We start from the raw sequence: 26263 nt of genomic DNA, 5'->3' as shown, positions 1-26263 counted from the left end.
CATGAGTTTCAATCTGGCCAACAGGAGCTTCGAGGAACGGGCACAGATCGAGGCAGAAAAGGCGCGGCTGTTCGAACTGTGGCAGAACAACCTGGGCAAGGCGAAGGCTGACGCAGCCCGGCTGATTTCGGAAAAGCCGCGTCGCAAGGGCAAATGGGCTGAATGGGTACGTGCCGAGCTGGACGGCATGTCGCCGCCTGAATACGCCAGCATGGTACGCAGCGAGGTAAACAAGATGATGGCTGCTGCCAGCACCAACCGCTGATGATCCGCGGCCTGTCACCAGTACAGGTTGCCCCCCTTGGGCAGGTCCAGCTTGCCCTCATCGGTAAAGCGCACGGTGCCCAGGGGGCCGCCAGCCAGTTTACCGCGCAGCACATAAGGCATTCCTTGTAGCGAGTCGAGCTTGCTCAGGCCATAGGCCTGGCGCAGGAATGAAAACGCCGTGATGCTCACCGGTACCACCACCACCGCTTCACTGTAACGGCCGATATGCCCCCGCTGGTCGCTGACCCCAGAGGCAAGTGCCTGGCCGTTGACCTCCAGGTTCAGCGCGATGCCGTTGTAGTCGACGGCTGCCTCGTTGGGATTTTGCACGCGCATCTTTACCGCCATGCGCATTTCCAGTTCTTGACCCGGCAAGGGTTCGATGCCGATCACGCTGATGTTCAGCGGGTCGCGTGCCTGCAGCAAAGCGCAGGCGTTCAGCACACCAGCCAGCAACAAGACCAGCAGCAATCGGGCGTAGCGTTGCAAAACGGCAGTCATGAAAATGGACCTTGCCAATGGAAACCGGCCTTGAGTGTGGCAAATGTCAGCCAGTGTTGAAAGCAGCGGTTCTGCTGCTGGGATGCCGCAACCGCTACCTTCCAGCATCCGAAGCCTACGCCTGGCATATTCTGCAGGTGCTCAGGGCTGCCTGAGGGTCATACTGAAACATCGCGAATCGCATTCACCCTTTTTCTGCGAACGCATGACGCCTTAGGCTATCAAACGCACGAGGCGCACCTTTTCGTACGCGAGGTGGAGTATGAATATTACATTGCCGGCCCTGGCCGTCGGCCTGTTGCTGGGCCTGCCTGTACAGGCGGCGCCGCTACAGCCTTTACTGCTTGCTGCCGGTAGTAACAACCCCTACAACAGCCCGATCCAGCGAGCCAACCCCAACAGCCGCCAAGGCAGCCTGCCTGTCACGCCACCAGTGCGCGGCCCTTCGACCCAGCCGATCCAGCGCACACCTAGTCTGGACAACCGCGGCATCGGTAATGGTGACAATTTGCGCCGCCAGCAGCAGACGCCGAACCTGGAACCCACCCGCCCACCGCGTGACACCCAGCGCGCGCCCTGAGCCGCCACCCAAAGGAATTCTACATGATCAAAGCTACCTGGCTGACCACGTTTACCGCTGCTGCATTGCTGCCGCTGCTCGTGCATGCCGCCGCCGAGAAGCGCTTTCCCAGCGAGGAGGGGCAGGTGACCGTCAGTACCGTAGCGGACGGCTTGCGCAACCCTTGGGCATTGGCGTTCCTGCCCGGCGGTAGGGATATGCTGGTGACTGAACGCTCCGGTAATCTGCGTGTGGTCAATGCCGAAGGCAAGGTCGGCCCTCCCATAAGCGGAGTGCCCAACGTCTGGGCCGAGGGCCAGGGCGGCCTGCTCGACGTGGTGTTATCACCTGAGTTCGCCCAAGATCGTACCGTTTACTTGTCGTATGCCGAATTGGGCAGTGATGGCAAGGCCGGCACTGCGGTTGGCCGTGGCCAACTGTCCGAAGATCGCGCACGTTTGGAAAATTTCGAGGTGATCTTCCGCCAGCAACCCAAGCTTTCGGTGGGCAATCACTTTGGCTCGCGCCTGGTCTTCGATCGGAATGGCTACCTGTTCGTCGCGCTGGGCGAGAACAACCAGCGCGCCACCTCCCAGGACCTGGACAAGCTGCAGGGCAAGGTTGTGCGCATCCTGCCCGATGGTGAAGTGCCCAAAGACAATCCCTTCGTCGGTAAAGACGGCGTGCGCCCTGAAATATGGTCGTTTGGCCATCGGAACCAGCAAGGTGCAGCGCTCAACCCCTGGACCGGCAAGCTGTGGACGCACGAGCATGGCCCCCGCGGCGGTGATGAGATAAACATCCCGCAGGCTGGGAAGAATTATGGTTGGCCGATCGCTACTCATGGCATCAACTACTCACTGCTGCCAATCCCTGAGGCGAAGGGTGAACATGTGGACGGTATGGTCGATCCGCATCATGTTTGGGAAAAGTCGCCAGGTATCAGCGGCATGGCTTTTTACGACAGCCCCACGTTCAAGGCTTGGGACCACAATCTGTTCATCGGCGCGCTGGCCACTCAAGAGCTGATTCGCCTGCAGCTCGATGGCGACAAGGTCGTGCATGAGGAGCGCCTGTTAGGGGATTTGAAAACGCGAATCCGTGATGTGCGGGTTGGGCCGGATGGTTACCTGTACGTGCTCACCGATGACAAGGACGGGATGCTGCTGAAAGTTGGCTTGAGCCAGGGCTGAAAGCGCTTCCGGGATGTACTGGCCTATCGCAGGCGAACAGCTGAGCTGAAGTACAGTAGCGGGCGCTGGCTTGCCGATGATCGGCACCATCAACATAATGCGGCATGGCCTTAGACCCCAAAACGCTCTATCAGCAGGCCCTTGCCGAGCAAGGCTATGTCCCCGACCCGGAGCAGGCTCAGGCCGTCTATGCCTTGCAAGCCTGTTTCGAGGCCCTGGAGGGCGGTCGCCCCGCTCGGGGCCTTTACCTGTGGGGGCCGGTCGGCCGCGGCAAAACATGGCTCATGGACTTGTTCCACCGCTGCCTGAGTACTGGCGCCCGGCGGCAGCACTTCCACCATTTCATGGCGTGGGTCCACCAACGGCTGTTTCAACTCAAAGGCACCGCTGATCCGCTGCAGGCGCTTGCCCGAGCGCTGGCGGGGGAGATCCGCGTGCTGTGCTTCGATGAGCTTTTTGTCAGCGACATCGCAGATGCAATCATTCTCGGTCGCCTGTTCCAGGTGTTGTTCGATCATGGTGTGGTAGTGGTTGCCACCTCCAATCAACCGCCGCAGTTGCTGTACCAAGACGGTTTCAATCGCGATCGTTTTCTGCCGGCTATCACCGCCATAGAGCGGCACATGCAAGTGCTGGCGGTGGCAGGCGAACTGGACCATCGTCTTCACCCTGGGGCCGCACACCAGCGCTACTGGGTGGCTGAAGCTGGCAAGGCAAAGGCGCTTGAGGCGGTGTTCAGGCAGCTCAGCCCCGACGATCCGGGCACTGCGCTGCCGTTCGCAGTGGGCGCACGGCAGATCCGGGTGATCCGGCGTAGCTCACAAGCGATCTGGTGTCGCTTTGCCGACCTCTGCGAGCAGCCAATGGCAGCAATGGAATTCATGGCGCTGTGCGATCAGTTTCCGGCGATCCTGGTCGAAGGCATTCCAGCCCTGAGCGGTGAGCAGCAGGCCGGGCGTATCGCCCGTGGTACCGAGGACGGTGCCGCACGGGTGGAGGCCGGTGATCGGCAACTGCCGGCGCTGGCGGCCAAGGATGACGCCGTGCGCCGCTTCATTGCGCTGGTCGACGAATGCTACGACCGCAGGGTGGCGCTGTACCTTGAGGCGCAGGTTCCGCTTGAAGCGCTCTACACTCAAGGGTATCTGGCCTTCCCGTACCAAAGGACCCTAAGCCGGCTACGGGAGATGCAACTGCAACGCTTCGCCTGAAGGAGCCGAACCATGGAGCCGCTGTCGCATCATCTGCTGACCCAGGCCTATAACAATGGCTGGGCCAACCACCGCCTGTACAAGGCCTGTCTGCAACTGACCCAGGACGAGTTCGTCGCGCCCCGGTGCAGCTTCTTTCCGTCGATCAAGGCCACTCTCAACCATGTGCTGACGGTGGACTGGTTCTATCTGCACATGCTCGAGTGCGAGCAGCGTGGTGAGGCGCCTGCGGCCGACGGTGAACGCTTCTTCGAGCCGGAGCAGCCTTTTGCCACGTGCACCGACCTTCACGCCGAACAGGCCCAGGCTGACCACCGGCTGATCGCTTACTGCAGTGTGCTGAGCGACGACCAGTTATCGCGCTACGTGAGCATCGTGAGGCCCGACCGTGTGCAGCGTGAACAGCGCCTGCGCTTGCTTGCACACCTTTTCGAGCACCAGATCCATCACCGTGGCCAGGTCCATGCCATGCTCAGCGATACAGCGGTGCGCCCGCCCCAGCTCGATGAGTTCTTCTGTGAGGAAGAGGCCGGTTTGCGAATGCATGATTTTGCCGAGCTTGGCTGGAGCGAGGATCGCGTCTGGAAGTGAGGCCGTGCTGCACTGGCCGACTATTCAGTTGGCGGCTTTGCGCCGGGGTTGCCGCGGCTTGCTGCCTGTGGCCTTGGCACCGTTAGCTGCAGGTTTGCCTTTGCCACCGCTGCGGCGCTTTTTCTTCCACGGCGCCGCCTTGCCCATCGCTGGCCCGTTGATGGTCATGCGCATGCCGCTGCAGCGCTCCACCAGTTTGCCCATCCATGCCGACTGCCGAGCAACGAAGTCCTCCAGGCTCATTTCACCATTTTGCACCATGTCCAGCGCCTGTTCCCAGATTGCCGTGGTACCTGGGTCGGCGATGGCGCGTGGCACGGCGTCGATCAGGCTGAACGCGGCTGGGGTGGCGGCCAGTGCCTTGCCGTTCTTGACCAGATAGCCGCGGTCGAGCAGGCCCTGGATGATGCTGGCACGGGTCGCCTCGGTGCCGATGCCGGTGGTTTCCTTGAGCTTCTGTTTGAGCCGCGGGTCGTCCACCAGTTTGGCGACGTTCTTCATGGCCTTGATCAGGTCGCCTTCGGTGAAGGGTTTGGGCGGTTGGGTCCAGAGGTCCTTCAACTGCAGGCCCTGTACGGCGCAGTCCTGGCCCTCGCACAATGTGGGCAGCACTTGCGCCGGCGGCGCTTCGCGACCTTTGGCTGGAGCCAGCGCCTCGGGTAATGCGCGACGCCAGCCCGGCTCCGCGATCTGCTTGCCCACTGCACGCAGGGCATGGCCTGCACAGTCGAACTCGGCCTGGGTGCGATCATACTCGTGGTTAGGCAGGAACTGGGCCAGGTAGCGGGCGCGGATCAGGGTGTAAACCGCCTTGTGCTTGGCTGGCAAGCGTGACGGGTCGCTGGCGGCCGCAGTAGGGATGATGCCGTGGTGCGCGGTGACTTTGGCATCGTTCCAGGCCCGCGAGCGGCGGTGCGGCGCAAGGTGCGCTTGCAACGGCGCCAGGCTGCTATCGGCTCGCTGCAATGCAGCAAGGATTGCCGGCGCTTCGCTGTGCTGGCTGAGGGGCAGGTAACCGCAATCGCTGCGTGGGTAGGTGATCAGCTTGTGGGTTTCGTACAGGGCCTGGGCAATGTCGAGGGTTTCCTGCGCACCAAGGCCGAATTTCTTGGAGCACAGTTCCTGCAGGGTGCCGAGGTCGAAGGGCAGGGGGGCTGCCTCGCGTACACGTTCTGTGGCCACCTTGATCACCCGTGCAGTACGGGCGTTGCCGATGTCTGTGGCGGCCTGTTGGGCCAGCGCCTGGTCAAGGCAGCGGCCCTGGTCGTCGCAGATGTGTTGTGGCGCTCGCCACTGGGCGTTGAAGCCCATGCCGGCATGCTCGAGTTGCACGTCGATGGCCCAGAACGGTAACGGTACGAAATCGGCGATGCTGCGGTCGCGGTCCACCACCAGGCGCAGGGTAGGTGTTTGTACCCGGCCCACCGGTAGCACACCCTGGTAGCCCGACTGGCGGCCCAATAGGGTGAACAGCCGGCTCATGTTCATGCCGATGAGCCAGTCGGCGCGTGAGCGGCCCAGCGCCGAGTGATAGAGGTTGAAGGTATCCTGCCCCGGCAGCAGGCGCGCCAAGGCCTTGCGAATCGAGGCATCGTCCAGAGCGGACAGCCACAGGCGCTGTATGGGCCCACGGTAGCGACAATGCTCGACCAGTTCGCGGGCGATCATTTCGCCTTCGCGGTCGGCATCGGTGGCGATAACCAGTTCGCGTGCCTCGCCGAGCAAGCGCTTGACGGCCTTGAACTGGCTGGCGGTCTTGGGCTTGACCAGCATCTTCCACTTGTCTGGAATGATTGGCAGGTCGGCGAGGCTCCAGCGCTTGTAGCGTTCGTCGTAGCTGTCGGGCGGCGCGGTTTCCAACAGGTGGCCGATGCACCAGGTGACGCAGACGTCTGTGCCTTGCCAGCAGCCGTCGCCCTTGCGGTTGGCACCTAGGATCTTGGCGATGTCTTTTGCCTGGGAGGGTTTTTCGCAGAGGAACAGGCGCATGGCCGGGACGCTTTATCGAGAGTGATAGGCACTAGGATGCGCAAGCGCGGGCGCGGAGGCAAGTTTTATCTGGATGGATGTACAGGTTTTTATCAGTGAGGATGTTGCTGCAACCACCGTCCTCTCGCCGGCAAGCCGGCCCCCACAGGTGTATCACCGCTCCTGAAAGCTATGAGGTATGTGGGGGAGCCGGCTTGCCGGCGAGAGGGCCGGTGAGGTCAGCCGCTAGGCATCAGGCAAACTCGCGGGAGTCGCGCACCATGTCAACATGCGGGATGCCGGCTTCCAGAAATTCCTCGCTGACCACGCGAAAGCCCAGCCGCTCGTAGAATGGCGTGGCATGCACTTGGGCGCTGAGCATCTGTTGCTTGAGGTCACGGTTCTGCGCCTCGAGGATGACCGCATTGACCAGTGCATCGCCAACCTTCAGCCCGCGCCAGTCCTTTAGCACCGAGATGCGCCCGATGGTACCGTCGGCCAGCAGGCGGGCAGTGCCAATCGGGTAATCGCCTTCCAGCGCCAGAAAATGCAGCGCGTCCTGGTCTTCCGAGTCGAACTCCAGCTCAGGCGGAATGTGCTGTTCTGCGACGAACACCGCTTCACGGATACGCCGGATATCGGCATTGTCTTTCTGCCAATCGGCGAGGCGCACGCGAATCTTATTCATTGGCGAATCCCAGGCTTCCTTGTTTGATCAACTGCTGTACCAGCATAAGGCCGTCTTCATCCTCCAGCCACTGTGCAAGGTTGTCGATGTGTAACGCGTCGGCGGCACACACCAGCTTCAGCAGCTCGCGCAGTTTGGCGGGCAGCGGGCAGCTGCGGCCGCTGGCGAACAGCATCAGGTCATCGCCAAGCTCCGACCAGGCCATGCGCGCACTTGGGTTGCGAATCAGGATGGCACCGTCTTCGAGTGCTTCGATCAGCTCCTGCTCGTCCAGCTCCTCACCGACGACCTGTTCGGGGTAGCGCGGCTCGGTCATGAACTGGCCGAACCAGGTCAGCAGCAGGTCCTTGTCGTTCATGTGCTTGTCGAGCAGGCCCTTGAGACGGTCGAGGGCGTCGTGCTGGATCTGGTGCGGGTCGCTGGCAGGCTCGGCGTCGGCGTCGCTGTAGCGTTCCTCGTCCGGCAGGAACTGGCCGAGGAAGTCGGTGAAGTGGGTCAGCACTTCGGCGGCGCTTGGCGCGCGGAAACCGACCGAGTAGGTCAGGCAGTCGTCCACGGCTACGCCGTAGTGAGCCAGGCGCGGTGGCAGGTAGAGCATGTCGCCAGGCTCCAGGGTCCATTCGCCGCTCTGTTCGAATTCGGCGAGGATGCGCAGGTCGGCATGGTCCAGCAGTGGGCTGTCGCTGTTGCACATCTGGCCGATCTTCCAGTTGCGCTGGCCGTGGCCTTGCAGCAGGAACACGTCGTAGTTGTCGAAGTGCGGGCCTACGCTGCCACCGGGAGTGGCGAAGCTGATCATCACATCGTCGATGCGCCAGCTTGGCAGGAAGCGGAAGTGCTCCAGTAGTTCGGCCACTTCAGGTACGAACTGGTCGACGGCCTGAACCAGCAGGGTCCAGTCTTTCTCAGGCAGGTCGGCGAAGGTGTCTTCATTGAACGGGCCGCGGCGCAGCTCCCACGGGTGGGCGCCGTGCTCGAGCACGATGCGCGACTCGACTTCCTCTTCCAGGGCCAGGCCGGCCAGCTCGTCGGGGTCGATCGGGCTTTCGAAGTCCGGGAATGCCTGGCGCACCAGCAGCGGCTTCTTCTGCCAGTAGTCGCGCATGAATTCACGGGCCGAGATGCCGCCGAGCAGCTGCAGTGGAGTATCAGGATTCATGTTCAACCTATTGAAAAAACGTAATTTTCGTCCGGGAATAAAAACGCCCGGCCAGGCCGGGCGTTGAACTCGACGCTTAGCTTAGATGCGTTTGGCCTGCGCTACGGCGTTACCGATGTAGCTGGCAGGGGTCAGCTGCTTGAGCTCGGCCTTGGCTTCGGCTGGCATGTCCAGGCCGTCGATGAAGGTCAGCAGTGCTTCTGGGGTGATGCCCTTGCCACGGGTCAGCTCCTTGAGCTTCTCGTAGGGGTTCTCGATGTTGAAGCGGCGCATCACGGTCTGGATCGGCTCGGCGAGGACTTCCCAGCAGGCGTCCAGGTCGGCGGCGATACGTGCGGCGTTGACTTCCAGCTTGCCGATGCCTTTGAGGCTGGCTTCATAGGCGATGACGCTGTGAGCGAAGCCCACACCCAGGTTGCGCAGCACGGTGGAGTCGGTCAGGTCACGCTGCCAGCGCGAGATCGGCAGTTTGCTGGCCAAGTGCTGGAACAGTGCGTTGGCGATACCCAGGTTGCCTTCGGAGTTTTCGAAGTCGATCGGGTTGACCTTGTGCGGCATGGTCGACGAGCCGATTTCGCCAGCGACGGTCTTCTGCTTGAAGTAGCCCAGCGAGATGTAGCCCCACACGTCGCGGTCGAAGTCGATGAGGATGGTGTTGAAGCGGGCGATGGCGTCGAACAGCTCGGCGATGTAGTCGTGCGGCTCGATCTGAGTGGTGTACGGGTTGAACACCAGGCCCAGTTCGTCTTCGATGAAGGCGCGGGCGTTTTCTTCCCAGTCGATCTGCGAGTAGGCCGACAGGTGGGCGTTGTAGTTGCCCACGGCACCGTTGATCTTGCCCAGCAGCGGCACAGCGGCCACTTGAGCGATCTGGCGCTCCAGGCGGTAGACGACGTTGGCCAGCTCTTTACCCAGCGTGGTCGGCGAAGCCGGCTGGCCGTGGGTGCGCGACAGCATCGGCACGTCGGCGTGCGCATGGGCCAGGGCGCGGATGGCATCAGCGATCTGGCGCATCAGTGGCAGCAGCACGTCATCGCGGCCAGCACGCAGCATCAGGGCGTGGGACAGGTTGTTGATGTCCTCACTGGTGCAGGCGAAGTGGATGAATTCGCTGACTTTGGCCAACTCAGGCAGTTGCGCAGCCTGCTCCTTGAGGAGGTACTCGATCGCCTTGACGTCATGGTTGGTGGTGCGCTCGATTTCCTTGACGCGTTCAGCGTGCTCGAGCTTGAAGTCGGTGGCCAGGCTGTCCAGCAGGGCGTTGGCTTCGGCGGAGAACGCCGGCACTTCGCCGATCTGCGGGTGGGCGGCCAGGCGCTGCAGCCAGCGCACTTCGACCAGGGCGCGGAAACGGATCAGGCCGAATTCGCTGAAAATGGGGCGCAAGGCCTGGGTTTTGCCGGCATAACGGCCGTCTACAGGGGAAACCGCAGTGAGCGAAGAGAGCTGCATGGGGTGTTCTCGGACAGTCAGGCTTTTGGAGGGCGCATATCATACATGAAAAATGCGCCGAGGTCGGGTGGCTGACCAAAGGTCAGCCCAATCTGGATCGGGTGGCAGTCGCTGTGCAAACAGGCAGCTCAGCCCTCAGCTGGGGCTGCGCATCATATCGTACAGCTCGTTGAGCAACTTGCGCCGGCTGAACACCAGCTGCCAGCGGTGCCCGCCCAGCTGGCGCCAAAGGCGTGCGGCGCGGATACCGGCCAGCAGCAGGGCGCGAATTTTCGAAGCGTTGCTGGCCTGCTGCAGGAAGCGCATGTCGCCATGCACCTGAATGCGCTGGCGCAGGGTGCTCAGGGTGTCCTGATACAACGCGCCGCTGGAAGCGATGACGTTTTCGTGAACCAGGCCGAAATGGTCGGCCTGTGACTGGATCTGCGGCAGGCGGTTGCCAATGGTGTCGAGCAGGTCGCCCCGCTTGTTCAGCTGGCGTTCCAGGCCGAGCATCGACAGCGCATAACGCAGCGGTTCGCGCTGCAGGCTGCTGGGGTCGCGCTCCAGGGCGCCGACCAGGGCGCGATAACCGTCACGCAGGTTGAGGTCGTCGCCACCGAACACCTCCAGGGTGTCCTTGGGGTCGCGCACCAGCAGGCTGCCCAGCATGCAGCCGATATCGGCCTCGCTGGCCTGGCCGGTGCGGGCGATGCGGTCGACCAGCACGGCGGCCTGAAACACCCCGCCCAGGGCGATCAATTGCTCCTGCAGTTTGCTCATGCGCGCGGGCTCCACGGCTCGGCCGTCTCGATCACGCCGCCACCCAGGCACACCTCACCGTCGTAGAACACTACCGACTGGCCAGGGGTAACGGCGCGCTGCGGCTCGTCGAACACGGCGCGGTAGCCGCTTTCGGTCAGTTCCAGGGTGCAGCGCTGGTCGCTCTGGCGGTAGCGCACCTTGGCAGTGAGCGTACGCGGGCTGCTGAGGTCGATCGGGTTGACCCAGAAGATTTCCGAAGCGAGCAGCGCGCGGGAGAACAACCAAGGGTGTTCATTGCCCTGACCGACCACCAGTACATTGCGGGCCAGGTCTTTGTGCAGCACGTACCACGGCTCGTCGCCTGCGTCTTTCAGGCCGCCGATACCCAAGCCCTGGCGCTGGCCAATGGTGTGGTACATCAGACCGTGGTGGCGGCCGATGACTTCGCCTTCGGTGGTCTGGATCTCACCTGGCTGGGCCGGCAGGTACTGCTTGAGGAAGTCACTGAAGCGGCGCTCACCGATGAAGCAGATACCGGTGGAATCCTTCTTCTTGGCGGTGGCCAGGCCGTGTTTTTCGGCGATGGCGCGGACCTCGGGCTTTTCCAGTTCGCCGACCGGGAACAGGGTGCGAGCGATTTCCTTGCCGCCCACGGCATGCAGGAAATAGCTCTGGTCCTTGTTCGGGTCCAGGCCCTTGAGCAGTTCGGTGATCGCGCCGGTGTCGCGGCGGCGCACGTAATGACCGGTGGCGATCAGGTCTGCCCCCAGCGAAAGCGCGTAGTCGAGAAACGCCTTGAACTTGATTTCGCGGTTGCAGAGGATGTCCGGGTTGGGTGTACGGCCGGCTTTGTATTCTTCGAGGAAATGCTCGAAAACGTTGTCCCAGTATTCAGCAGCGAAGTTGGCGGTATGCAGCTTGATGCCGATGCGGTCGCACACGGCCTGGGCGTCGGCCAGATCTTCCCGGGCGGTGCAGTATTCGGTGCCGTCGTCCTCTTCCCAGTTCTTCATGAACAGACCTTCCACCTGGTAGCCCTGCTCCATGAGCAGAAGGGCGGAGACGGAAGAGTCCACGCCGCCGGACATGCCGACGATGACGCGGGTCTTGGCGGGGTCTTTGAGTGCTGGGCTGGTCATGGCTACCGATGTGTATCAAGGGGGAAAAGCGCCGATTCTATCAAACCCGAGGCTGCGCGTCAGTCGCGCAGCAAGTCGAGGCTGTGCAACGGGCCTGCGAGGTAGTCATCCAGGCAGCGTGGCACCAGTTCGCTGCGCCAGCGGTCGGGGGCGGCCAACAGCTCCTCGCGGGTGAGCCAGACGGCACGGACGATGTCGCTGTCCAGGGCGCGGTCGGCGTGGTGGCGCACGGGGCGTGCGGCGAAGCAGATGCGCTGGTAGGTCACGCCGTTGCTGGGTGCGGTGTACAGATAGATGCCGACCACGCCGGTGAGCTCGACTTCCCACGCGGTTTCTTCCAGCGTTTCGCGCAGTGCGGCCTGGGGCAGGGTTTCGTCAGGCTCCAGGTGGCCGGCGGGCTGGTTGAACACGTGCTGGCCGGCCTTGAACTCCTCGACGAAGAGGAATTTGCCTGCGTGCTCGACGACGGTGGCGACGGTGATGTGCGGTTGCCAGGACACGGTCGATGTTCTCCGATGGTTAGAAGCTGCAAGCTGCAAGCTGCAAGCGACAAGCGACAAGCGACAAGCTGCAAGCTACAAGCAAGAGCAAGAGCAAGAGCAAGAGCAAGAGCAAGAGCAGTGCGCGCATCGCTTTGTCTTGCAGCTTGCAGCTTGCAGCTTGAAGCTCAAAAAGCACAAACCCCGGTGCGTGGCCGGGGTTTGTGCTGTTACGTCAAGCGAGCCTTACAGTGCGGCGATCGCGCTGTTCAGGGTCTGGCTTGGGCGCATCACCTTGGCGGTCAGCTCTGCATCCGGAGCGTAGTAGCCACCGATGTCGGCCGGCTTGCCCTGAACGGCGTTGAGCTCGGCGACGATGGTCGCTTCGTTCTCGGCCAGGGTTTTCGCCAGCGGCGCGAAGCGCGCCTGCAGCGCGGCGTCGTCAGTCTGGGCGGCCAGGGCTTCTGCCCAGTACAGGGTCAGGTAGAAGTGGCTGCCGCGGTTGTCGATACCACCGACTTTACGCGAAGGCGATTTGTTGGTGTCGAGGAACTTGCCGGTGGCCTGGTCCAGGGTGTTGGCAAGGACCTTGGCGCGCGGGTTGTCGTACGTGTTGCCCAGGTGCTCCAGGGAAGCGGCCAGGGCCAGGAATTCACCCAGCGAGTCCCAGCGCAGGAAGTTTTCTTCCACCAACTGTTGCACGTGCTTGGGTGCCGAACCGCCAGCGCCGGTTTCGAACAGGCCACCGCCGTTCATCAGCGGCACGATCGACAGCATCTTGGCGCTGGTGCCCAGCTCCATGATCGGGAACAGGTCGGTCAGGTAGTCGCGCAGCACATTGCCGGTCACCGAGATGGTGTCCTTGCCTTCACGAATGCGGGCAAGCGAGAACTTGATGGCGTCGACCGGCGCCAGGACACGGATGTCCAGGCCAGCGGTGTCGTGATCCTTCAGGTACTTCTGCACCTTCTCGATCATCACACCGTCGTGGGCGCGGGCCGGGTCCAGCCAGAATACGGCCGGGGTGTTGCTCAGGCGGGCGCGGTTGACGGCCAGCTTGACCCAGTCCTGGATCGGCGCGTCTTTGGTCTGGCACATGCGGAAGATATCACCGGCTTCGACGTTCTGCTCCAGAACGACCTTGCCCTTGCCATCGACCACGCGCACGACACCGTCGGCCTTGACCTGGAACGTCTTGTCGTGGGAGCCGTATTCTTCGGCCTTCTGTGCCATCAGGCCGACGTTCGGTACGCTGCCCATGGTGGTTGGGTCGAACGCGCCGTTGGCCTTGCAGTCTTCGATGGTGGCCTGGTAGATGCCGGCGTAGCAGCGGTCCGGGATGATCGCCTTGGCGTCCTGCAGCTCACCGGCGGTGTTCCACATCTTGCCCGAGTCACGGATCATGGCCGGCATCGATGCGTCGACGATGACGTCGCTCGGCACGTGCAGGTTGGTGATGCCTTTATCGGAGTTGACCATGGCCAGGGCCGGGCGGTCGGCGTACAGGGCCTGGATGTCGGCTTCGATCTCGGCCTGCTTGTCGGCTGGCAGGTCCTTGATGCGGGCATACAGGTCGCCGATGCCGTTGTTGGCATTGAAGCCCACTTCGGTCAGCGCGGCAGCGTGCTTGGCCAGCACTTCGCCGTAGAAGGCTTCGACGATGACGCCGAACATGATCGGGTCGGAAACCTTCATCATGGTGGCTTTCAGGTGCACCGACAGCAGCACGCCAGAGGCCTTGGCATCGGCGATCTGCTCGGCGATGAAGGCTTTCAGGGCCTTGCGGCTCATGGTCGCGCAGTCGATGACTTCGGCGGCTTTGACGGCGGTCTTTTCTTTCAGCACGGTGATGCTGCCGTCTTTGGCAACCAGCTCGATGCGCAGGCTGTCGTCAGCCTCGATCAGTGCGGCCTTTTCGCTGCCGTAGAAGTCGCCCTGGGTCATGTGGGCTACGTGCGACTTGGAGTCGGCGGCCCAGGCACCCATCTTGTGCGGGTGCTTGCGCGCGTAGTTCTTGACCGACAGCGGTGCGCGGCGGTCGGAGTTGCCTTCGCGCAGTACCGGGTTCACGGCGCTGCCCTTGATGCGGTCGTAGCGCGCGCGGGATTCTTTTTCTTCCGCGGTGGCCGGTTCGTCGGCGTAGTCCGGGATATTGAAGCCCTTGCCTTGCAGTTCCTTGATGGCGGCCTTGAGCTGCGGCACCGAGGCGCTGATGTTCGGCAGCTTGATGATGTTGGCTTCAGGTGTGGTAGCCAGTTGGCCCAGTTCCGCCAGGTGATCGCCTACCTGCTTCTCGGTGCCCAGTTGCTCCGGGAATGCCGCGAGGATGCGGCCAGCCAGGGAAATGTCGCGAGTTTCGACGGCGATGTCAGCCGAAGCGGTGAACGCTTCGACGATCGGCAGCAGCGAGTAGGTGGCGAGGGCGGGGGCTTCGTCGGTGAAGGTATAGATGATCTTGGAACGGGTGGGCATGCGGGTTAACTCTCTATGTGCTGAGCGTACTCGAGTCTCGAGGTGCGCAGGGTAGGCGCTTCGCCCTGGCGACGCCATGAGCGGAAAGTCGAGAGGCTGCGAGCGGTGATGGTGGATGCATCAGTCGAGCGTCAAGTGCTGAACTGCGGTAACAGCCCAGGCTTTGTGGCCAGTTACTGGCCGAGGGCGAGCCGCATTTTCCTGGGATTCGCCCCGATGACCCTTCGGTCGCGGCGCAGTATATCAAACCAATCGGGCTATTCAGCAAGGCGAAGTGACATCGGCGCCATTTATAAGACCAAAGACGTAGCGGCAATGTGGCGTGATGTCGCAGCGCTTGCAGGTCGGCAGATGTGGTTTAGGCTCAGTGGGATCGCATGATGTCCAATCACACCCGAAAGCGGAGTAGTGCAAGCATGGGATACCAGAAAATCAAGGTTCCGACCGACGGCGCCAAGATCACCGTCAATGCAGACCATTCGCTCAATGTGCCCGACAACCCCATCATTCCCTATATCGAAGGCGACGGCATTGGCATCGACGTCTCACCGGTGATGATCAAGGTGGTTGACGCTGCTGTGAACAAGGCCTACGGCGGCAAGCGCAAGATCGCCTGGATGGAGGTGTACGCCGGGGAGAAGGCCACCCAGGTCTATGACCAGGATACATGGCTGCCCCAGGAAACCCTGGATGCGGTGCGCGACTATGTCGTATCGATCAAGGGGCCGCTGACCACCCCGGTCGGAGGGGGCATCCGTTCGCTGAACGTGGCCCTGCGCCAGCAGCTCGATCTTTATGTGTGCCTGCGCCCGGTGCTGTGGTTCGAGGGCGTGCCCAGCCCGGTCAAGAAGCCAGGCGATGTCGACATGGTGATCTTCCGTGAGAACTCCGAGGACATCTACGCCGGTATCGAATGGAAAGCCGGCTCGCCCGAGGCGGACAAGGTGATCAAGTTTCTCAAGGAGGAAATGGGCGTCACCAAGATCCGTTTCGACCAGGACTGCGGCATCGGGGTCAAGCCGGTTTCCCGCGAGGGCACCAAGCGCCTGGTGCGCAAGGCCCTGCAGTACGTGGTGGACAACGACCGAGAGTCGCTGACCCTGGTCCACAAGGGCAACATCATGAAGTTCACCGAAGGTGCCTTCAAGGACTGGGGTTACGAGGTGGCCAAGGATGAGTTTGGCGCCGAGTTGCTCGATGGTGGCCCGTGGATGAAGTTCAAGAACCCCAAGACCGGCCGCGAGGTCATCGTCAAGGACGCCATTGCCGACGCCATGCTCCAGCAGATACTGCTGCGCCCGGCCGAGTATGACGTGATCGCCACGCTCAATCTCAACGGCGACTACCTGTCCGATGCATTGGCGGCGGAAGTGGGGGGTATCGGTATCGCGCCAGGTGCCAACCTGTCCGACACCGTGGCCATGTTCGAGGCCACCCACGGCACGGCACCCAAGTATGCCGGCCAGGACAAGGTCAACCCGGGCTCGGTGATCCTCTCGGCAGAGATGATGCTGCGCCACATGGGCTGGACCGAGGCAGCCGACCTGATCATCAAGGGCACCAACGGCGCGATAGCGGCCAAGACGGTCACCTACGACTTCGAGCGGCTGATGGAGGGCGCGAAGCTGGTGGGCAGCTCAGGCTTCGGGGACGAAATGATCAAGCATATGTGAAACAATTGAAAACCGGCCGCCCCTTATGACGGGGCGGCCGGTTTTTCGTGTGCCGGCGCAAAGCAGGGGTCAGGCTTCTGCGGTCGATGATTGCGAGGCTCCCGTCGAGGTGCTGGTGATAGCGTTGGCGATCTCGGTCGCATGCAGGCCCTTGGGGCCCTGCACGATCTCGAAAGTCACGGCTTGTCCGGCCTTGAGGGTTTTGTAACCGTCCATCTTGATCGCCGAATAGTGGGCGAACAGATCGTCGGTTTTGCCGTCTTCATTGATGAATCCGTAGCCCTTGGCATTGTTGAACCACTTGACTTTACCGCTTGCCATCCCTATGTCCCTCTGCAAAGGACTCCATCACTGGAGTATCATCCACTTCATCCGCATACGAACCTTGCGAAAAATCTGGTTGACTGCGCGGATCTTTATCGACCACGGTGGGTTCTTATTGGTTGTAACACCGTTTTGCCGATAGTCAAGGTCGCCCCGTCTACACGCGGGCTGCGGCTTGTGCGGTCAACTCACAACCTTAACCTGTCGATCATGATGAAATTCTTTCCATGCATGCACGTAGCGAGATTCGACTAACATTCAATCAGGATCGCCCGCAATCGAATGAGGACGACGGCTCAGGGCTTGCGGTACAGGAAGCCAAGCCGATCCTGCAGGCGCCACCGATGTACAAGGTGGTTTTGTTCAACGATGACTACACGCCGATGGATTTCGTCGTCGAAGTGCTCGAAACGTTCTTCAATCTGAACCGCGAGCTGGCGACCAAGATCATGCTGACCGTCCATACCGAAGGGCGGGCAGTGTGCGGATTGTTTACCCGGGACATCGCCGAAACGAAGGCAATGCAGGTCAACCAATACGCCAGGGAAAGCCAGCATCCGCTACTCTGTGAAATCGAGAAGGACGGTTAATCGCCGACCACTTGGGTATGAGGTGAAGCTATGTTAAACCGCGAGCTCGAAGTCACCCTCAATCTTGCCTTCAAGGAGGCCCGTTCGAAGCGTCATGAATTCATGACCGTCGAGCATCTGCTGCTGGCACTCCTTGACAATGAGGCTGCTGCGACCGTTCTGCGCGCCTGTGGCGCCAATCTCGACAAACTCAAGCACGACCTGCAAGAGTTCATCGATTCCACCACTCCCCTGATTCCCGTCAACGACGAGGATCGCGAAACCCAGCCGACCCTAGGCTTCCAGCGTGTGCTGCAGCGTGCCGTGTTCCACGTGCAAAGCTCTGGCAAGCGCGAGGTGACCGGTGCCAATGTGCTGGTGGCGATCTTCAGCGAACAGGAAAGCCAGGCCGTGTTCCTGCTCAAGCAGCAGAGCGTGGCCCGTATCGACGTGGTCAACTACATTGCCCACGGCATTTCCAAAGTGCCGGGCCACGGCTCGCACAGTGACAGCGACCAGGAAATGCAGGATGAGGAGGGCGGCGAGACGTCGTCCTCGAGCAACCCCCTGGATGCGTATGCCAGCAACCTGAACGAATTGGCCCGTGCTGGGCGAATCGACCCGCTGGTCGGGCGCGAGCAGGAAGTCGAGCGTGTGGCGCAGATCCTTGCCCGCCGGCGCAAGAACAACCCGCTGCTGGTCGGTGAGGCTGGTGTGGGCAAGACCGCGATTGCCGAAGGCCTGGCCAAGCGCATCGTCGATGGTCAGGTGCCCGACCTGCTGTCGCAGAGCGTGGTGTATTCGCTCGACCTTGGCGCACTGCTGGCAGGGACCAAGTACCGTGGCGACTTCGAGAAACGCTTCAAGGCGTTGCTTGGTGAGCTGCGCAAACGCCCCCAGGCCATCCTGTTCATTGACGAAATCCATACCATCATTGGTGCCGGTGCTGCCTCGGGCGGCGTGATGGACGCCTCCAACCTGCTCAAGCCGCTGCTGTCTTCCGGCGAGATTCGCTGCATCGGTTCGACGACGTTCCAAGAGTTTCGTGGCATCTTCGAGAAGGATCGTGCCCTGGCACGGCGCTTCCAGAAGGTGGATGTCAGCGAGCCGTCTGTCGAGGACACCGTGGGCATTCTGCGCGGCCTCAAAGGGCGCTTTGAAAGCCATCACAATATCGAGTACAGCGATGAAGCCTTGCGCGCCGCCGCCGAGCTGGCATCACGCTACATCAATGACCGCCACATGCCGGACAAGGCCATCGACGTGATCGACGAAGCAGGGGCGTATCAGCGCCTGCAGCCTGAGGCGAATCGGGTCAAGCGTATCGATGTACCTCAAGTCGAGGACATCGTGGCCAAGATCGCGCGGATTCCGCCGAAGCACGTCACCAGCTCCGACAAGGAACTGCTGCGTAACCTGGAGCGTGACCTGAAACTGACCGTGTTCGGCCAGGACCAGGCGATCGATTCGCTGGCCACGGCAATCAAGCTGTCCCGTGCAGGCCTCAAGGCACCGGACAAGCCGGTCGGTTCGTTCCTGTTCGCCGGCCCTACCGGTGTGGGCAAGACCGAAGCGGCGCGGCAGCTGGCCAAGGCGCTGGGTGTCGAGCTGGTGCGCTTCGACATGTCCGAGTACATGGAACGGCACACTGTGTCGCGCCTGATCGGTGCGCCTCCTGGGTATGTCGGGTTCGACCAGGGTGGCCTGCTGACCGAGGCGATCACCAAGCAGCCGCATTGCGTGTTGCTGCTCGATGAGATCGAGAAGGCGCACCCGGAAGTCTTCAACCTGCTGCTGCAGGTGATGGACCACGGTACCCTGACCGACAACAACGGGCGCAAAGCGGACTTCCGCAATGTGATTCTGATCATGACCACCAATGCCGGCGCTGAAACTGCGGCACGCGCTTCCATTGGTTTCACCCATCAGGACCATGCGTCCGATGCGATGGAAGTCATTCGCAAGAGCTTCACACCGGAGTTCCGCAACCGTCTGGACACCATCATCCAGTTTGGCCGCCTGAGTCACGAGACCATCAAAAGCATCGTCGACAAGTTCCTCATCGAACTTCAGGCGCAGCTGGAAGACAAGCGCGTCTTGCTTGAAGTCAGCGATGCCGCCCGCGGCTGGCTGGCGGCCTCTGGCTACGATGTGCAGATGGGTGCGCGGCCGATGGCGCGGCTTATCCAGGACAAGATCAAGCGGCCGTTGGCCGAGGAGATTCTGTTTGGCGAGCTGGCCGAGCACGGCGGTGTGGTGCACATCGACCTGCGCGATGGGGAGTTGGTGTTCGACTTCGAAACCACGGCAGAAGTCGCGTGATGCAAGGGGCTGCTTCGCGGCCCCAAGCCATTTTTGCAAGCACAAAAAAGCCCGGCACATGGCCGGGCTTTTTCATGGCTGGAGCTTAGCGCGCACGGTAGGTGATGCGGCCCTTGCTCAGGTCATAAGGCGTCAGCTCGACGCGGACCTTGTCGCCAGTGAGAATACGGATGTAGTTCTTGCGCATCTTTCCGGAGATGTGCGCGGTTACGACGTGCCCGTTTTCCAACTCCACGCGGAACATGGTGTTGGGCAGGGTGTCGACGACAGTACCTTCCATTTCGAAGCTGTCTTCTTTCGACATGCAGTTGAGCCCTCGGTGTCCAGTGTTGGCCCGACGCATAACCGCACCGGGCAAAAAAGTGGCGTGGATTATGCCGGAAAATAGTGTGTCAAGCCAATGCTTTCAGTTGAGAGTGACCCAACGCTGGTTGATCAGCAGCTCGATGGGGCGATACTGGGTCTTGTAGTTCATCTTCTTGCAGTTCTTGATCCAGTAGCCAAGATAAACCGCTTCGAGGTCCTGGCGCAGGGCTTCGGTGATTTGCCAGAGGATGGCAAAACGCCCCAGGCTGCGCCGTTCTTCGTCGGGCTCATAGAACGTGTACACCGCAGACAGCCCGTTGGGTAGCAGGTCGCAGACGGCAACTGCCAGCAGGCGACCGGCCAGGCGGAATTCGTAGAACCAGCAGAACGGCAAGTCGCGCACCAGAAAGGTGGAAAACTGATCGCGGCTTGGCGGGTACATGTCGCCATCGGCATGACGGGTTTCGATGTAGCGACGGTACAGGTCGAAATATTCTTCTTTGAACGCCGGCCGTGCAGCCGTCACGGTGAGGTCTGCATTGCGCTTGAGGATGCGCCGCTGCTGGCGGTTGGGAATGAAGCGCGCGGCCGGGATGCGCGCCGGCACGCAGGCATTGCAGTTCTGGCAATGGGGGCGGTACAGGTGGTCGCCACTGCGGCGAAAGCCCATCTCCGAGAGGTCGGCATACACATGCACATCCATCGGCTGGCTGGGGTCGAGGAACAGGGTGGTCGCCTGCTCGTTCGGCAGATAGCTGCAGGAGTGGGGCTGAGTGGCATAGAACTTCAACCGCGCCAACTCTGTCATGATCGACCCCTTCGGTGAGACTTTGCTTTAAGTGTAAGCCAGCTCTCGGAACTCGCCTAGGTGCGCCAGCTGGCACTGTTGGGCTGGTCGAGGTGAAGGGCCAGGTAATCGGCGAAGCTCGCGCGGCTGATCGCGCGGGCGCCCAGGCTGTGCAGGTGATCAGTTGGCATCTGGCAGTCGATCAGCACGAAGCCTGCATCGCGCAGGTGGTTGACCAGGGTCACGAAGCCGACCTTGGACGCATTGTCGGCGCGGCTGAACATCGACTCGCCGAAAAACAACCGCCCCATGGCCAGGCCGTACAGGCCGCCCACCAGTTCGCCGTTGTGGCGTACCTCCACCGAATGGGCGATACCGCGCCGGTGCAGCTCGCAGTAGGCGTTGCGCATGGTGTCGGTGATCCAGGTGCCGTCGGCGTAGTCGCGCGGCGCCGCGCAGGCGTCGATCACGGCGGGGAAGTCGGTGTCGAAGCTGACCTGATAACGCGCCTGGCGCAACAGCCTGGCCAGCGAGCGCGAGACATGCAGCTCGTCCGGGAACAGAACGGTGCGTGGGTCGGGCGACCACCAGAGGATGGGTTGGCCGTCCTGGTACCACGGGAAGCAGCCATGGCGATAGGCCTGCACCAGGCGCTCGGGGCTCAGATCGCCACCAGCGGCGAGCAGGCCGTTAGGGTCCTGCAGGGCTTTTTCCAGGGGTGGGAAGGTCAGCGAGTCGCGAGTCAGCCAGGTGAGCATGGTCTATCGTGCGGTGGGGGAGGGGAGCCGGCAGCATGGCAAGGAGGGCGCCTGCGGTCAATGCTTGGCCCATGCGGGGCAAGTCCTGCCCGCAGGAGCGTCCAATCGGGCGATAGGGTCGGCAATTTCCTACACATTCGTGAGGCTGCAGGCACCATCTGGCACATTTGCTGTCACACCTGTGCAAAAACACAGCATAAGCCTTTGTCACAAAAGAAAATGCATGCTCAAATTGCAGCTATACGAAAGTCGCCCCCACCCAAGCGCCATAGGGCGTGCCGCCATGGCGGCCGGCGGGCAGTAATGTTAAAAGTAGGGGTTCATTGGCCTGTCATCGGCCAATCACTACTGGACGCGCAGCACGCGCAGGAATAGACGCGTTTTGAAGAAATCCACCGCAACTCCAGCTCCATTGCCTGTGCCCCTGTGGCGCCAGCAGCTGCATTACCGCCTCAAGGAAGGTGCGTTGATCGCTGTCGGCGCCCTGTGCCTGTACCTGTGGATGGCGCTGCTGACCTACGATACCTCCGACCCAGGCTTCAGCCACACCAGCAACGTCGACCAGGTGCAGAACGCTGCCGGGCGTGCCGGTGCGTATTTCGCCGATATCATGTTCATGGTGCTCGGCTATTTCGCCTACATCTTCCCTTTGCTGCTGGCGATCAAAACCTGGCAGATCTTCCGCGAGCGCCATCAACCCTGGCAATGGAGCGGCTGGCTGTTCTCCTGGCGCCTGATCGGCCTGGTGTTCCTGGTGCTGTCGGGTGCTGCACTGGCGCATATCCATTTCCATCCCCCGGCGAGCCTGCCGTTCTCCGCCGGTGGTGCGTTGGGCGAAAGCCTCGGTGATCTGGCGCGCAACCTGCTCAACGTGCAGGGCAGTACGCTGATGTTCATCGCCCTGTTCCTGTTCGGCCTGACCGTGTTCACCGACCTCTCGTGGTTCAAGGTGATGGACATGACCGGCAAGATCACCCTGGACCTGTTCGAGCTCGTGCAAGGCGCGGCCAACCGCTGGTGGGAGGCGCGCAACGAGCGCAAACGCCTGGAAGCGCAATTGCGTGAGGTGGACGAGCCAAGGTTCGATGCGCCGCCAGCGGCTGCCGAGAAACGCGAGCCGGCCAAGGCGCAACTGCGCGAGCGCATCGGTGAGCGCGATGAGGCTCCAGCGCGCCCTGTCGTCGCCCAGCGCGAACCGGTTGTGCCACGCGAGCCTGTGGTCCCCCGTGAGCCGTCGATTGCCCCTGTGATCATGCCGCCTGCCGCCCCGGCCAAGGCAGTGGAGCCGAGCAAGCGGGTGATGAAGGAAAAGCAGGCGCCATTGTTCGTCGACAGCGCCGTGGAAGGCACCTTGCCGTCCATCTCCATCCTCGACCCAGCCGAGCAGAAGAAGATCGAGTACTCGCCAGAATCCCTGGCCGGCGTCGGTCAGTTGCTGGAAATCAAACTCAAGGAATTCGGCGTCGAAGTCTCGGTGGACTCCATTCACCCGGGCCCGGTCATTACCCGCTACGAAATCCAGCCCGCGGCCGGGGTCAAGGTCAGCCGCATCGCCAACCTGGCCAAGGACCTTGCGCGGTCGCTGGCCGTGACCAGTGTGCGGGTGGTCGAGGTCATCCCCGGCAAGACCACCGTGGGTATCGAGATCCCCAACGAAAACCGGCAGATGGTGCGCTTCTCCGAGGTGCTGTCGACACCGCAGTACGACGAGCAGAAGTCGCCCGTCACCCTGGCCCTGGGCCACGATATCGGCGGCAAGCCGGTGATCACCGACCTGGCCAAGATGCCACACCTGCTGGTAGCCGGTACCACCGGTTCCGGTAAGTCGGTGGGTGTGAACGCGATGATCCTGTCGATCCTGTTCAAGTCCGGCCCTGAAGACGCGCGCCTGATCATGATCGACCCGAAGATGCTCGAGCTGTCGATTTACGAAGGCATCCCGCACTTGCTGTGCCCGGTGGTCACCGACATGAAGGACGCCGCCAACGCGCTGCGCTGGAGCGTGGCCGAGATGGAGCGGCGCTACAAGCTCATGGCGGCCATGGGCGTGCGTAACTTGGCCGGTTTCAACCGCAAGATCAAGGATGCCCAGGAGGCCGGCGAGGTCATCCATGATCCGCTGTACCGCCGCGAGAGCATGGAAGACGAGCCACCGGCCCTCAAGACCCTGCCGACCATCGTGGTGGTGGTCGACGAATTCGCCGACATGATGATGATCGTCGGCAAGAAGGTCGAAGAGCTGATCGCCCGTATCGCCCAGAAGGCTCGGGCAGCCGGTATTCACCTGATCCTCGCCACCCAGCGCCCATCGGTGGACGTGATCACCGGCCTGATCAAGGCCAACATCCCGACCCGCATGGCGTTCCAGGTGTCGAGCAAGATCGACTCGCGCACCATCATCGACCAAGGTGGCGCCGAGCAACTGCTGGGCCACGGTGACATGCTCTACATGCCGCCAGGTACCAGCCTGCCGATCCGGGTACACGGCGCATTCGTCTCCGACGATGAAGTGCATCGCGTGGTGGAAGCCTGGAAGCTGCGTGGCGCTCCGGACTACAACGACGACATCCTCAACGGCGTCGAGGAGGCTGGCAGCGGCTTCGAAGGCGGCGGTGGCGGTGGCGGCGACGAGGATTCGGAAAGTGACGCCCTGTATGATGAGGCGGTGCAGTTCGTCCTCGAAAGCCGCCGGGCGTCGATTTCGGCCGTGCAGCGCAAGCTGAAGATCGGCTACAACCGCGCCGCCCGCATGATCGAGGCGATGGAGATGGCCGGTGTGGTCACCCCCATGAACAGCAACGGTTCGCGGGAAGTGATTGCCCCGGGCGGCCCGCGCGACTGATGAACACCTTGCCAGGCGCCGACGGTGGCGCCCGGCTTCATAAATGCTCAATGAGGATTAACATGCGCGCGATTCGCATGCTGTTGGTTTCTGCCCTGACCCTGGGTTCGGTAACGGCCACACTGTCGGCTCACGCTGGTGAGCAGGACGTACAGCGCCTGACCCAGTTGCTGGAAAAGTCGCAGACCATCGAGGCCAATTTCTCCCAGCTGACCCTGGACGCCGGTGGCACCAGCCTGCAGGAGACAACCGGCAAGATGACGGTCAAGCGCCCGGGCCTGTTCTACTGGCACACCGATGCACCCCAGGAGCAGGTGGTGGTGTCCGACGGCAAGAACGTCACCCTGTGGGACCCTGACCTGGAGCAGGCCACCATCAAGAAGCTCGATGTGCGCCTGAACCAGACCCCGGCGCTGCTGCTGTCCGGTGACGTGTCGAAGATCAGCCAGAGCTTCGACATCACCTCCAAGGAGCAGGGCGAAGTGATGGACTTCACCCTCAAGCCAACCACCAAGGACACCCTGTTCGATTCGCTGCGCGTATCGTTCCGCCGTGGCCTGATCAACGACATGCAGCTGATCGACAGCGTCGGCCAGCGCACCAACATCCTGTTCAATGGCGTCAAAGCCAACCAGCCGGTGCCGGACAGCAGGTTCAAGTTCGACATCCCGAAAGGCGCGGACGTCATCAAGGAGTAAGCAGAGCGCACCATGGACCTGTTTCGAAGCGAACCTGTTGCCCAGCCCCTGGCTGCCCGGCTACGCCCGTCCAACCTGGACGAGTATGTCGGCCAGGAGCACCTGCTGGCGCGCGGCAAACCGCTGCGTGAGGCGCTGGAGCAGGGTGCGCTGCACTCGATGATTTTCTGGGGGCCGCCGGGCGTGGGCAAGACCACGCTCGCCCGGCTGCTGGCACAGTTTTGCGATGCGCACTTCGAGACGGTTTCGGCGGTACTGGCAGGGGTCAAGGAAATCCGCCAGGCCGTCGAGGTGGCCAAGCAGCAGGCCGGCCAGTATGGCCGCCGGACCATCCTGTTCGTGGACGAGGTGCACCGCTTCAACAAGTCCCAGCAGGATGCGTTCCTGCCTTTCGTCGAAGATGGCACGCTGATCTTCATCGGCGCCACCACCGAGAACCCTTCCTTCGAACTGAACAACGCTTTGCTCTCGCGTGCGCGGGTCTACGTGCTCAAGAGCCTGGACGAGCCCGCCTTGCGCAAGCTGGTCGACCGCGCACTCAACGAAGAGCGCGGTTTGGGCAAGCGCAACCTGAGCGTGGGCGACGACGCTTTCAAGATGCTGATGGCCGCCGCCGATGGCGATGGCCGGCGCATGCTCAACTTCCTCGAAAACGCCTCGGACCTGGCCGAAGATGGCAGCGAGATTGGCGTAGACCTGCTGCAGAGCCTGCTCGGTGACAGCCGCCGGCGCTTCGACAAAGGCGGCGAGGCCTTCTATGACCAGATTTCCGCCCTGCACAAATCGGTGCGCGGCTCCAACCCGGACGCCGCGCTTTACTGGTTCGCGCGCATGCTCGATGGCGGCTGCGACCCGCTGTACATCGCCCGCCGCGTGGTGCGCATGGCCAGCGAGGACATCGGCAACGCCGACCCACGGGCCCTGAGCCTGTGCCTGGCGGCCTGGGACGTGCAGGAGCGCCTGGGCAGCCCCGAGGGCGAGCTGGCGGTGGCTCAGGCCATTACCTACATTGCCTGTGCGCCGAAGAGCAACGCCGTGTACATGGGCTTCAAGACTGCCCTGCGCGAAGCCGCCGAGCATGGCTCGCTGGAGGTGCCACTGCACCTGCGCAACGCCCCGACCAAGCTGATGAAGCAGCTCGGCTACGGCGAGGAGTACCGCTACGCCCACGACGAGCCCGATGCCTATGCCGCAGGTGAAGATTACTTCCCGGACCAGCTCGAGCCACGTCAGTATTATCAGCCCGTGCCCCGGGGGCTTGAGCTGAAGATCGGCGAGAAACTGCGCCACTTGGCCGACCTCGATCGCAGCAGCCCGCGTCAACGGAGAAAGCCGTGAGCGCTCTGTGCCATGGCCCAGTCCTGCACAAGTCGCTGGCGCCTGTCGGACAGCGCGCCGGCCTTGTCGTCGGCGTCACGGCGACGTTTTCCTCTTTTTCGCTCGATACCGTGCGCCCGGTGGAAAGTGGGCAAGTGCCCCTGGCCGTGGGCTATACCGGTATTAGCGTGATGGGCGGGCTACTGGCCTGCCCCTGACCCGACTCTGAACCAACCTACACACA

The 26263-nt window shown here is 62.2% G+C and carries 24 protein-coding genes and 1 pseudogene; 12 read left to right on the top strand and 13 right to left on the bottom strand.

Annotated features, from left to right (window positions below; translation table 11 throughout):
- The first annotated feature begins 1 nt into the window (after window position 1).
- Window positions 2–265, top strand: a complete 264-nt coding sequence (locus ABRP30_RS18780; protein WP_241805440.1) for a hypothetical protein — start codon at window positions 2–4, stop codon at window positions 263–265.
- A gap of 14 nt (window positions 266–279) precedes the next feature.
- On the opposite strand, the gene ABRP30_RS18775 is transcribed toward ABRP30_RS18780, so the two are convergent.
- Entirely contained in the window at window positions 280–768 is a 489-nt protein-coding gene (locus tag ABRP30_RS18775) for an LEA type 2 family protein (RefSeq protein ID WP_349975158.1), read from the bottom strand.
- A gap of 262 nt (window positions 769–1030) precedes the next feature.
- Here ABRP30_RS18775 and ABRP30_RS18770 point away from each other — a divergent pair, with 262 nt between their 5' ends.
- The 4 genes from ABRP30_RS18770 (at window position 1031) to ABRP30_RS18755 (ending at window position 4322) form a co-directional block, all read left to right on the top strand.
- The gene (locus ABRP30_RS18770; RefSeq protein ID WP_349975157.1) at window positions 1031–1348 is read left to right on the top strand and encodes a hypothetical protein; all 318 of its coding nucleotides are present in this window, start codon (window positions 1031–1033) and stop codon (window positions 1346–1348) included.
- A 23-nt stretch (window positions 1349–1371) separates the two neighbouring features.
- The gene (locus ABRP30_RS18765) at window positions 1372–2520 is read left to right on the top strand and encodes a PQQ-dependent sugar dehydrogenase (protein WP_349975156.1); all 1149 of its coding nucleotides are present in this window, start codon (window positions 1372–1374) and stop codon (window positions 2518–2520) included.
- Between the two features lie 104 nt (window positions 2521–2624).
- Window positions 2625–3731, top strand: a complete 1107-nt coding sequence (gene zapE / locus ABRP30_RS18760; protein WP_349975155.1) for a cell division protein ZapE — start codon at window positions 2625–2627, stop codon at window positions 3729–3731.
- A gap of 12 nt (window positions 3732–3743) precedes the next feature.
- Complete coding sequence (locus tag ABRP30_RS18755; RefSeq protein ID WP_349975154.1) at window positions 3744–4322, top strand: DinB family protein; 579 nt, start codon at window positions 3744–3746, stop codon at window positions 4320–4322.
- A 24-nt stretch (window positions 4323–4346) separates the two neighbouring features.
- Here the strand turns inward: ABRP30_RS18755 and ABRP30_RS18750 are convergent, their stop codons facing one another.
- The 8 genes from ABRP30_RS18750 to ABRP30_RS18715 all read right to left on the bottom strand — a co-directional run bounded on the left by ABRP30_RS18750 (window position 4347) and on the right by ABRP30_RS18715 (window position 14423).
- On the bottom strand, window positions 4347–6311 hold the full coding sequence (locus ABRP30_RS18750) for a DNA topoisomerase III (protein WP_349975153.1): 1965 nt from the start codon (window positions 6309–6311) through the stop codon (window positions 4347–4349).
- A gap of 232 nt (window positions 6312–6543) precedes the next feature.
- Window positions 6544–6978 carry a GNAT family N-acetyltransferase gene (locus tag ABRP30_RS18745; RefSeq protein WP_241805433.1) on the bottom strand — a complete coding sequence of 145 codons (435 nt, stop codon included), beginning with the start codon at window positions 6976–6978 and terminating at the stop codon, window positions 6544–6546.
- Complete coding sequence (locus ABRP30_RS18740; RefSeq protein ID WP_039604938.1) at window positions 6971–8137, bottom strand: cupin domain-containing protein; 1167 nt, start codon at window positions 8135–8137, stop codon at window positions 6971–6973. The genes ABRP30_RS18745 and ABRP30_RS18740 overlap by 8 nt, the downstream gene beginning before the upstream one ends.
- An 81-nt stretch (window positions 8138–8218) precedes the next feature.
- Window positions 8219–9589 (bottom strand): adenylosuccinate lyase, encoded by a 1371-nt coding sequence (gene purB, locus ABRP30_RS18735; RefSeq protein ID WP_241805432.1) that lies wholly within the window; start codon window positions 9587–9589, stop codon window positions 8219–8221.
- A gap of 135 nt (window positions 9590–9724) precedes the next feature.
- Window positions 9725–10351 carry a high frequency lysogenization protein HflD gene (gene hflD / locus ABRP30_RS18730; protein ID WP_241805431.1) on the bottom strand — a complete coding sequence of 209 codons (627 nt, stop codon included), beginning with the start codon at window positions 10349–10351 and terminating at the stop codon, window positions 9725–9727.
- A complete protein-coding gene (gene mnmA / locus ABRP30_RS18725; protein WP_267817219.1) occupies window positions 10348–11472 on the bottom strand; it encodes a tRNA 2-thiouridine(34) synthase MnmA in 1125 nt (374 codons plus the stop codon). The genes hflD and mnmA overlap by 4 nt, the downstream gene beginning before the upstream one ends.
- A gap of 59 nt (window positions 11473–11531) precedes the next feature.
- Window positions 11532–11972, bottom strand: a complete 441-nt coding sequence (locus ABRP30_RS18720; RefSeq protein ID WP_267817217.1) for an NUDIX hydrolase — start codon at window positions 11970–11972, stop codon at window positions 11532–11534.
- Between the two features lie 225 nt (window positions 11973–12197).
- Entirely contained in the window at window positions 12198–14423 is a 2226-nt protein-coding gene (locus ABRP30_RS18715) for an NADP-dependent isocitrate dehydrogenase (RefSeq protein ID WP_241805428.1), read from the bottom strand.
- A 416-nt stretch (window positions 14424–14839) separates the two neighbouring features.
- Here ABRP30_RS18715 and icd point away from each other — a divergent pair, with 416 nt between their 5' ends.
- Entirely contained in the window at window positions 14840–16096 is a 1257-nt protein-coding gene (gene icd / locus ABRP30_RS18710) for an NADP-dependent isocitrate dehydrogenase (RefSeq protein WP_241805427.1), read from the top strand.
- Window positions 16097–16165: 69 nt separating this feature from the next.
- Here the strand turns inward: icd and cspD are convergent, their stop codons facing one another.
- A complete protein-coding gene (cspD, locus tag ABRP30_RS18705) occupies window positions 16166–16417 on the bottom strand; it encodes a cold shock domain-containing protein CspD (RefSeq protein WP_241805426.1) in 252 nt (83 codons plus the stop codon).
- Window positions 16418–16647: 230 nt separating this feature from the next.
- Between cspD and clpS the strand changes: the two genes are divergently transcribed.
- Together clpS and clpA are read left to right on the top strand one after the other, a co-directional pair.
- Complete coding sequence (gene clpS, locus ABRP30_RS18700) at window positions 16648–17010, top strand: ATP-dependent Clp protease adapter ClpS (RefSeq protein ID WP_241805425.1); 363 nt, start codon at window positions 16648–16650, stop codon at window positions 17008–17010.
- 30 nt (window positions 17011–17040) lie between these two features.
- Window positions 17041–19311 carry an ATP-dependent Clp protease ATP-binding subunit ClpA gene (clpA, locus tag ABRP30_RS18695; protein ID WP_039601928.1) on the top strand — a complete coding sequence of 757 codons (2271 nt, stop codon included), beginning with the start codon at window positions 17041–17043 and terminating at the stop codon, window positions 19309–19311.
- Window positions 19312–19396: 85 nt separating this feature from the next.
- Here the strand turns inward: clpA and infA are convergent, their stop codons facing one another.
- The 3 genes from infA to aat all read right to left on the bottom strand — a co-directional run bounded on the left by infA (window position 19397) and on the right by aat (window position 21162).
- Complete coding sequence (infA, locus tag ABRP30_RS18690; RefSeq protein ID WP_002553999.1) at window positions 19397–19615, bottom strand: translation initiation factor IF-1; 219 nt, start codon at window positions 19613–19615, stop codon at window positions 19397–19399.
- A 102-nt stretch (window positions 19616–19717) separates the two neighbouring features.
- Window positions 19718–20425: an arginyltransferase gene (locus ABRP30_RS18685; RefSeq protein ID WP_046788264.1), complete on the bottom strand. Its 708-nt coding sequence runs from the start codon at window positions 20423–20425 to the stop codon at window positions 19718–19720.
- A gap of 56 nt (window positions 20426–20481) precedes the next feature.
- Window positions 20482–21162: a leucyl/phenylalanyl-tRNA--protein transferase gene (aat, locus tag ABRP30_RS18680; RefSeq protein ID WP_349975152.1), complete on the bottom strand. Its 681-nt coding sequence runs from the start codon at window positions 21160–21162 to the stop codon at window positions 20482–20484.
- Window positions 21163–21490: 328 nt separating this feature from the next.
- Here aat and ABRP30_RS18675 point away from each other — a divergent pair, with 328 nt between their 5' ends.
- The 4 genes and pseudogenes from ABRP30_RS18675 to ABRP30_RS18660 all read left to right on the top strand — a co-directional run.
- Complete coding sequence (locus ABRP30_RS18675; protein ID WP_372490502.1) at window positions 21491–24004, top strand: DNA translocase FtsK; 2514 nt, start codon at window positions 21491–21493, stop codon at window positions 24002–24004.
- Between the two features lie 62 nt (window positions 24005–24066).
- Window positions 24067–24702 carry an outer membrane lipoprotein chaperone LolA gene (gene lolA, locus ABRP30_RS18670; RefSeq protein WP_241805422.1) on the top strand — a complete coding sequence of 212 codons (636 nt, stop codon included), beginning with the start codon at window positions 24067–24069 and terminating at the stop codon, window positions 24700–24702.
- A 12-nt stretch (window positions 24703–24714) separates the two neighbouring features.
- A complete protein-coding gene (locus ABRP30_RS18665) occupies window positions 24715–26040 on the top strand; it encodes a replication-associated recombination protein A (protein ID WP_241805421.1) in 1326 nt (441 codons plus the stop codon).
- Between the two features lie 47 nt (window positions 26041–26087).
- A pseudogene (locus tag ABRP30_RS18660) lies at window positions 26088–26237 on the top strand (fluoride efflux transporter CrcB); the annotation flags it as partial.
- Window positions 26238–26263: the final 26 nt, after the last annotated feature.

The organism is Pseudomonas sp. WHRI 8519 (assembly GCF_040224055.2).
Classification (GTDB): Bacteria; Pseudomonadota; Gammaproteobacteria; order Pseudomonadales; family Pseudomonadaceae; genus Aquipseudomonas; species Aquipseudomonas putida_X.
Note: the sequence above shows the minus strand (reverse complement) of the source record. Positions and strands in the feature narration are given on the sequence as shown.

What these genes read in the sequence shown, in the direction of transcription:
- ABRP30_RS18780 (WP_241805440.1), top strand. Translation starts at nt 2, where the DNA reads ATGAGTTTCAATCTGGCCAACAGGAGCTTCGAGGAACGGGCACAGATC.
- ABRP30_RS18775 (WP_349975158.1), bottom strand. Translation starts at nt 768, where the DNA reads ATGACTGCCGTTTTGCAACGCTACGCCCGATTGCTGCTGGTCTTGTTG.
- ABRP30_RS18770 (WP_349975157.1), top strand. Translation starts at nt 1,031, where the DNA reads ATGAATATTACATTGCCGGCCCTGGCCGTCGGCCTGTTGCTGGGCCTG.
- ABRP30_RS18765 (WP_349975156.1), top strand. Translation starts at nt 1,372, where the DNA reads ATGATCAAAGCTACCTGGCTGACCACGTTTACCGCTGCTGCATTGCTG.
- zapE (WP_349975155.1), top strand. Translation starts at nt 2,625, where the DNA reads ATGGCCTTAGACCCCAAAACGCTCTATCAGCAGGCCCTTGCCGAGCAA.
- ABRP30_RS18755 (WP_349975154.1), top strand. Translation starts at nt 3,744, where the DNA reads ATGGAGCCGCTGTCGCATCATCTGCTGACCCAGGCCTATAACAATGGC.
- ABRP30_RS18750 (WP_349975153.1), bottom strand. Translation starts at nt 6,311, where the DNA reads ATGCGCCTGTTCCTCTGCGAAAAACCCTCCCAGGCAAAAGACATCGCC.
- ABRP30_RS18745 (WP_241805433.1), bottom strand. Translation starts at nt 6,978, where the DNA reads ATGAATAAGATTCGCGTGCGCCTCGCCGATTGGCAGAAAGACAATGCC.
- ABRP30_RS18740 (WP_039604938.1), bottom strand. Translation starts at nt 8,137, where the DNA reads ATGAATCCTGATACTCCACTGCAGCTGCTCGGCGGCATCTCGGCCCGT.
- purB (WP_241805432.1), bottom strand. Translation starts at nt 9,589, where the DNA reads ATGCAGCTCTCTTCGCTCACTGCGGTTTCCCCTGTAGACGGCCGTTAT.
- hflD (WP_241805431.1), bottom strand. Translation starts at nt 10,351, where the DNA reads ATGAGCAAACTGCAGGAGCAATTGATCGCCCTGGGCGGGGTGTTTCAG.
- mnmA (WP_267817219.1), bottom strand. Translation starts at nt 11,472, where the DNA reads ATGACCAGCCCAGCACTCAAAGACCCCGCCAAGACCCGCGTCATCGTC.
- ABRP30_RS18715 (WP_241805428.1), bottom strand. Translation starts at nt 14,423, where the DNA reads ATGCCCACCCGTTCCAAGATCATCTATACCTTCACCGACGAAGCCCCC.
- icd (WP_241805427.1), top strand. Translation starts at nt 14,840, where the DNA reads ATGGGATACCAGAAAATCAAGGTTCCGACCGACGGCGCCAAGATCACC.
- cspD (WP_241805426.1), bottom strand. Translation starts at nt 16,417, where the DNA reads ATGGCAAGCGGTAAAGTCAAGTGGTTCAACAATGCCAAGGGCTACGGA.
- clpS (WP_241805425.1), top strand. Translation starts at nt 16,648, where the DNA reads ATGCATGCACGTAGCGAGATTCGACTAACATTCAATCAGGATCGCCCG.
- clpA (WP_039601928.1), top strand. Translation starts at nt 17,041, where the DNA reads ATGTTAAACCGCGAGCTCGAAGTCACCCTCAATCTTGCCTTCAAGGAG.
- infA (WP_002553999.1), bottom strand. Translation starts at nt 19,615, where the DNA reads ATGTCGAAAGAAGACAGCTTCGAAATGGAAGGTACTGTCGTCGACACC.
- ABRP30_RS18685 (WP_046788264.1), bottom strand. Translation starts at nt 20,425, where the DNA reads ATGACAGAGTTGGCGCGGTTGAAGTTCTATGCCACTCAGCCCCACTCC.
- aat (WP_349975152.1), bottom strand. Translation starts at nt 21,162, where the DNA reads ATGCTCACCTGGCTGACTCGCGACTCGCTGACCTTCCCACCCCTGGAA.
- lolA (WP_241805422.1), top strand. Translation starts at nt 24,067, where the DNA reads ATGCGCGCGATTCGCATGCTGTTGGTTTCTGCCCTGACCCTGGGTTCG.
- ABRP30_RS18665 (WP_241805421.1), top strand. Translation starts at nt 24,715, where the DNA reads ATGGACCTGTTTCGAAGCGAACCTGTTGCCCAGCCCCTGGCTGCCCGG.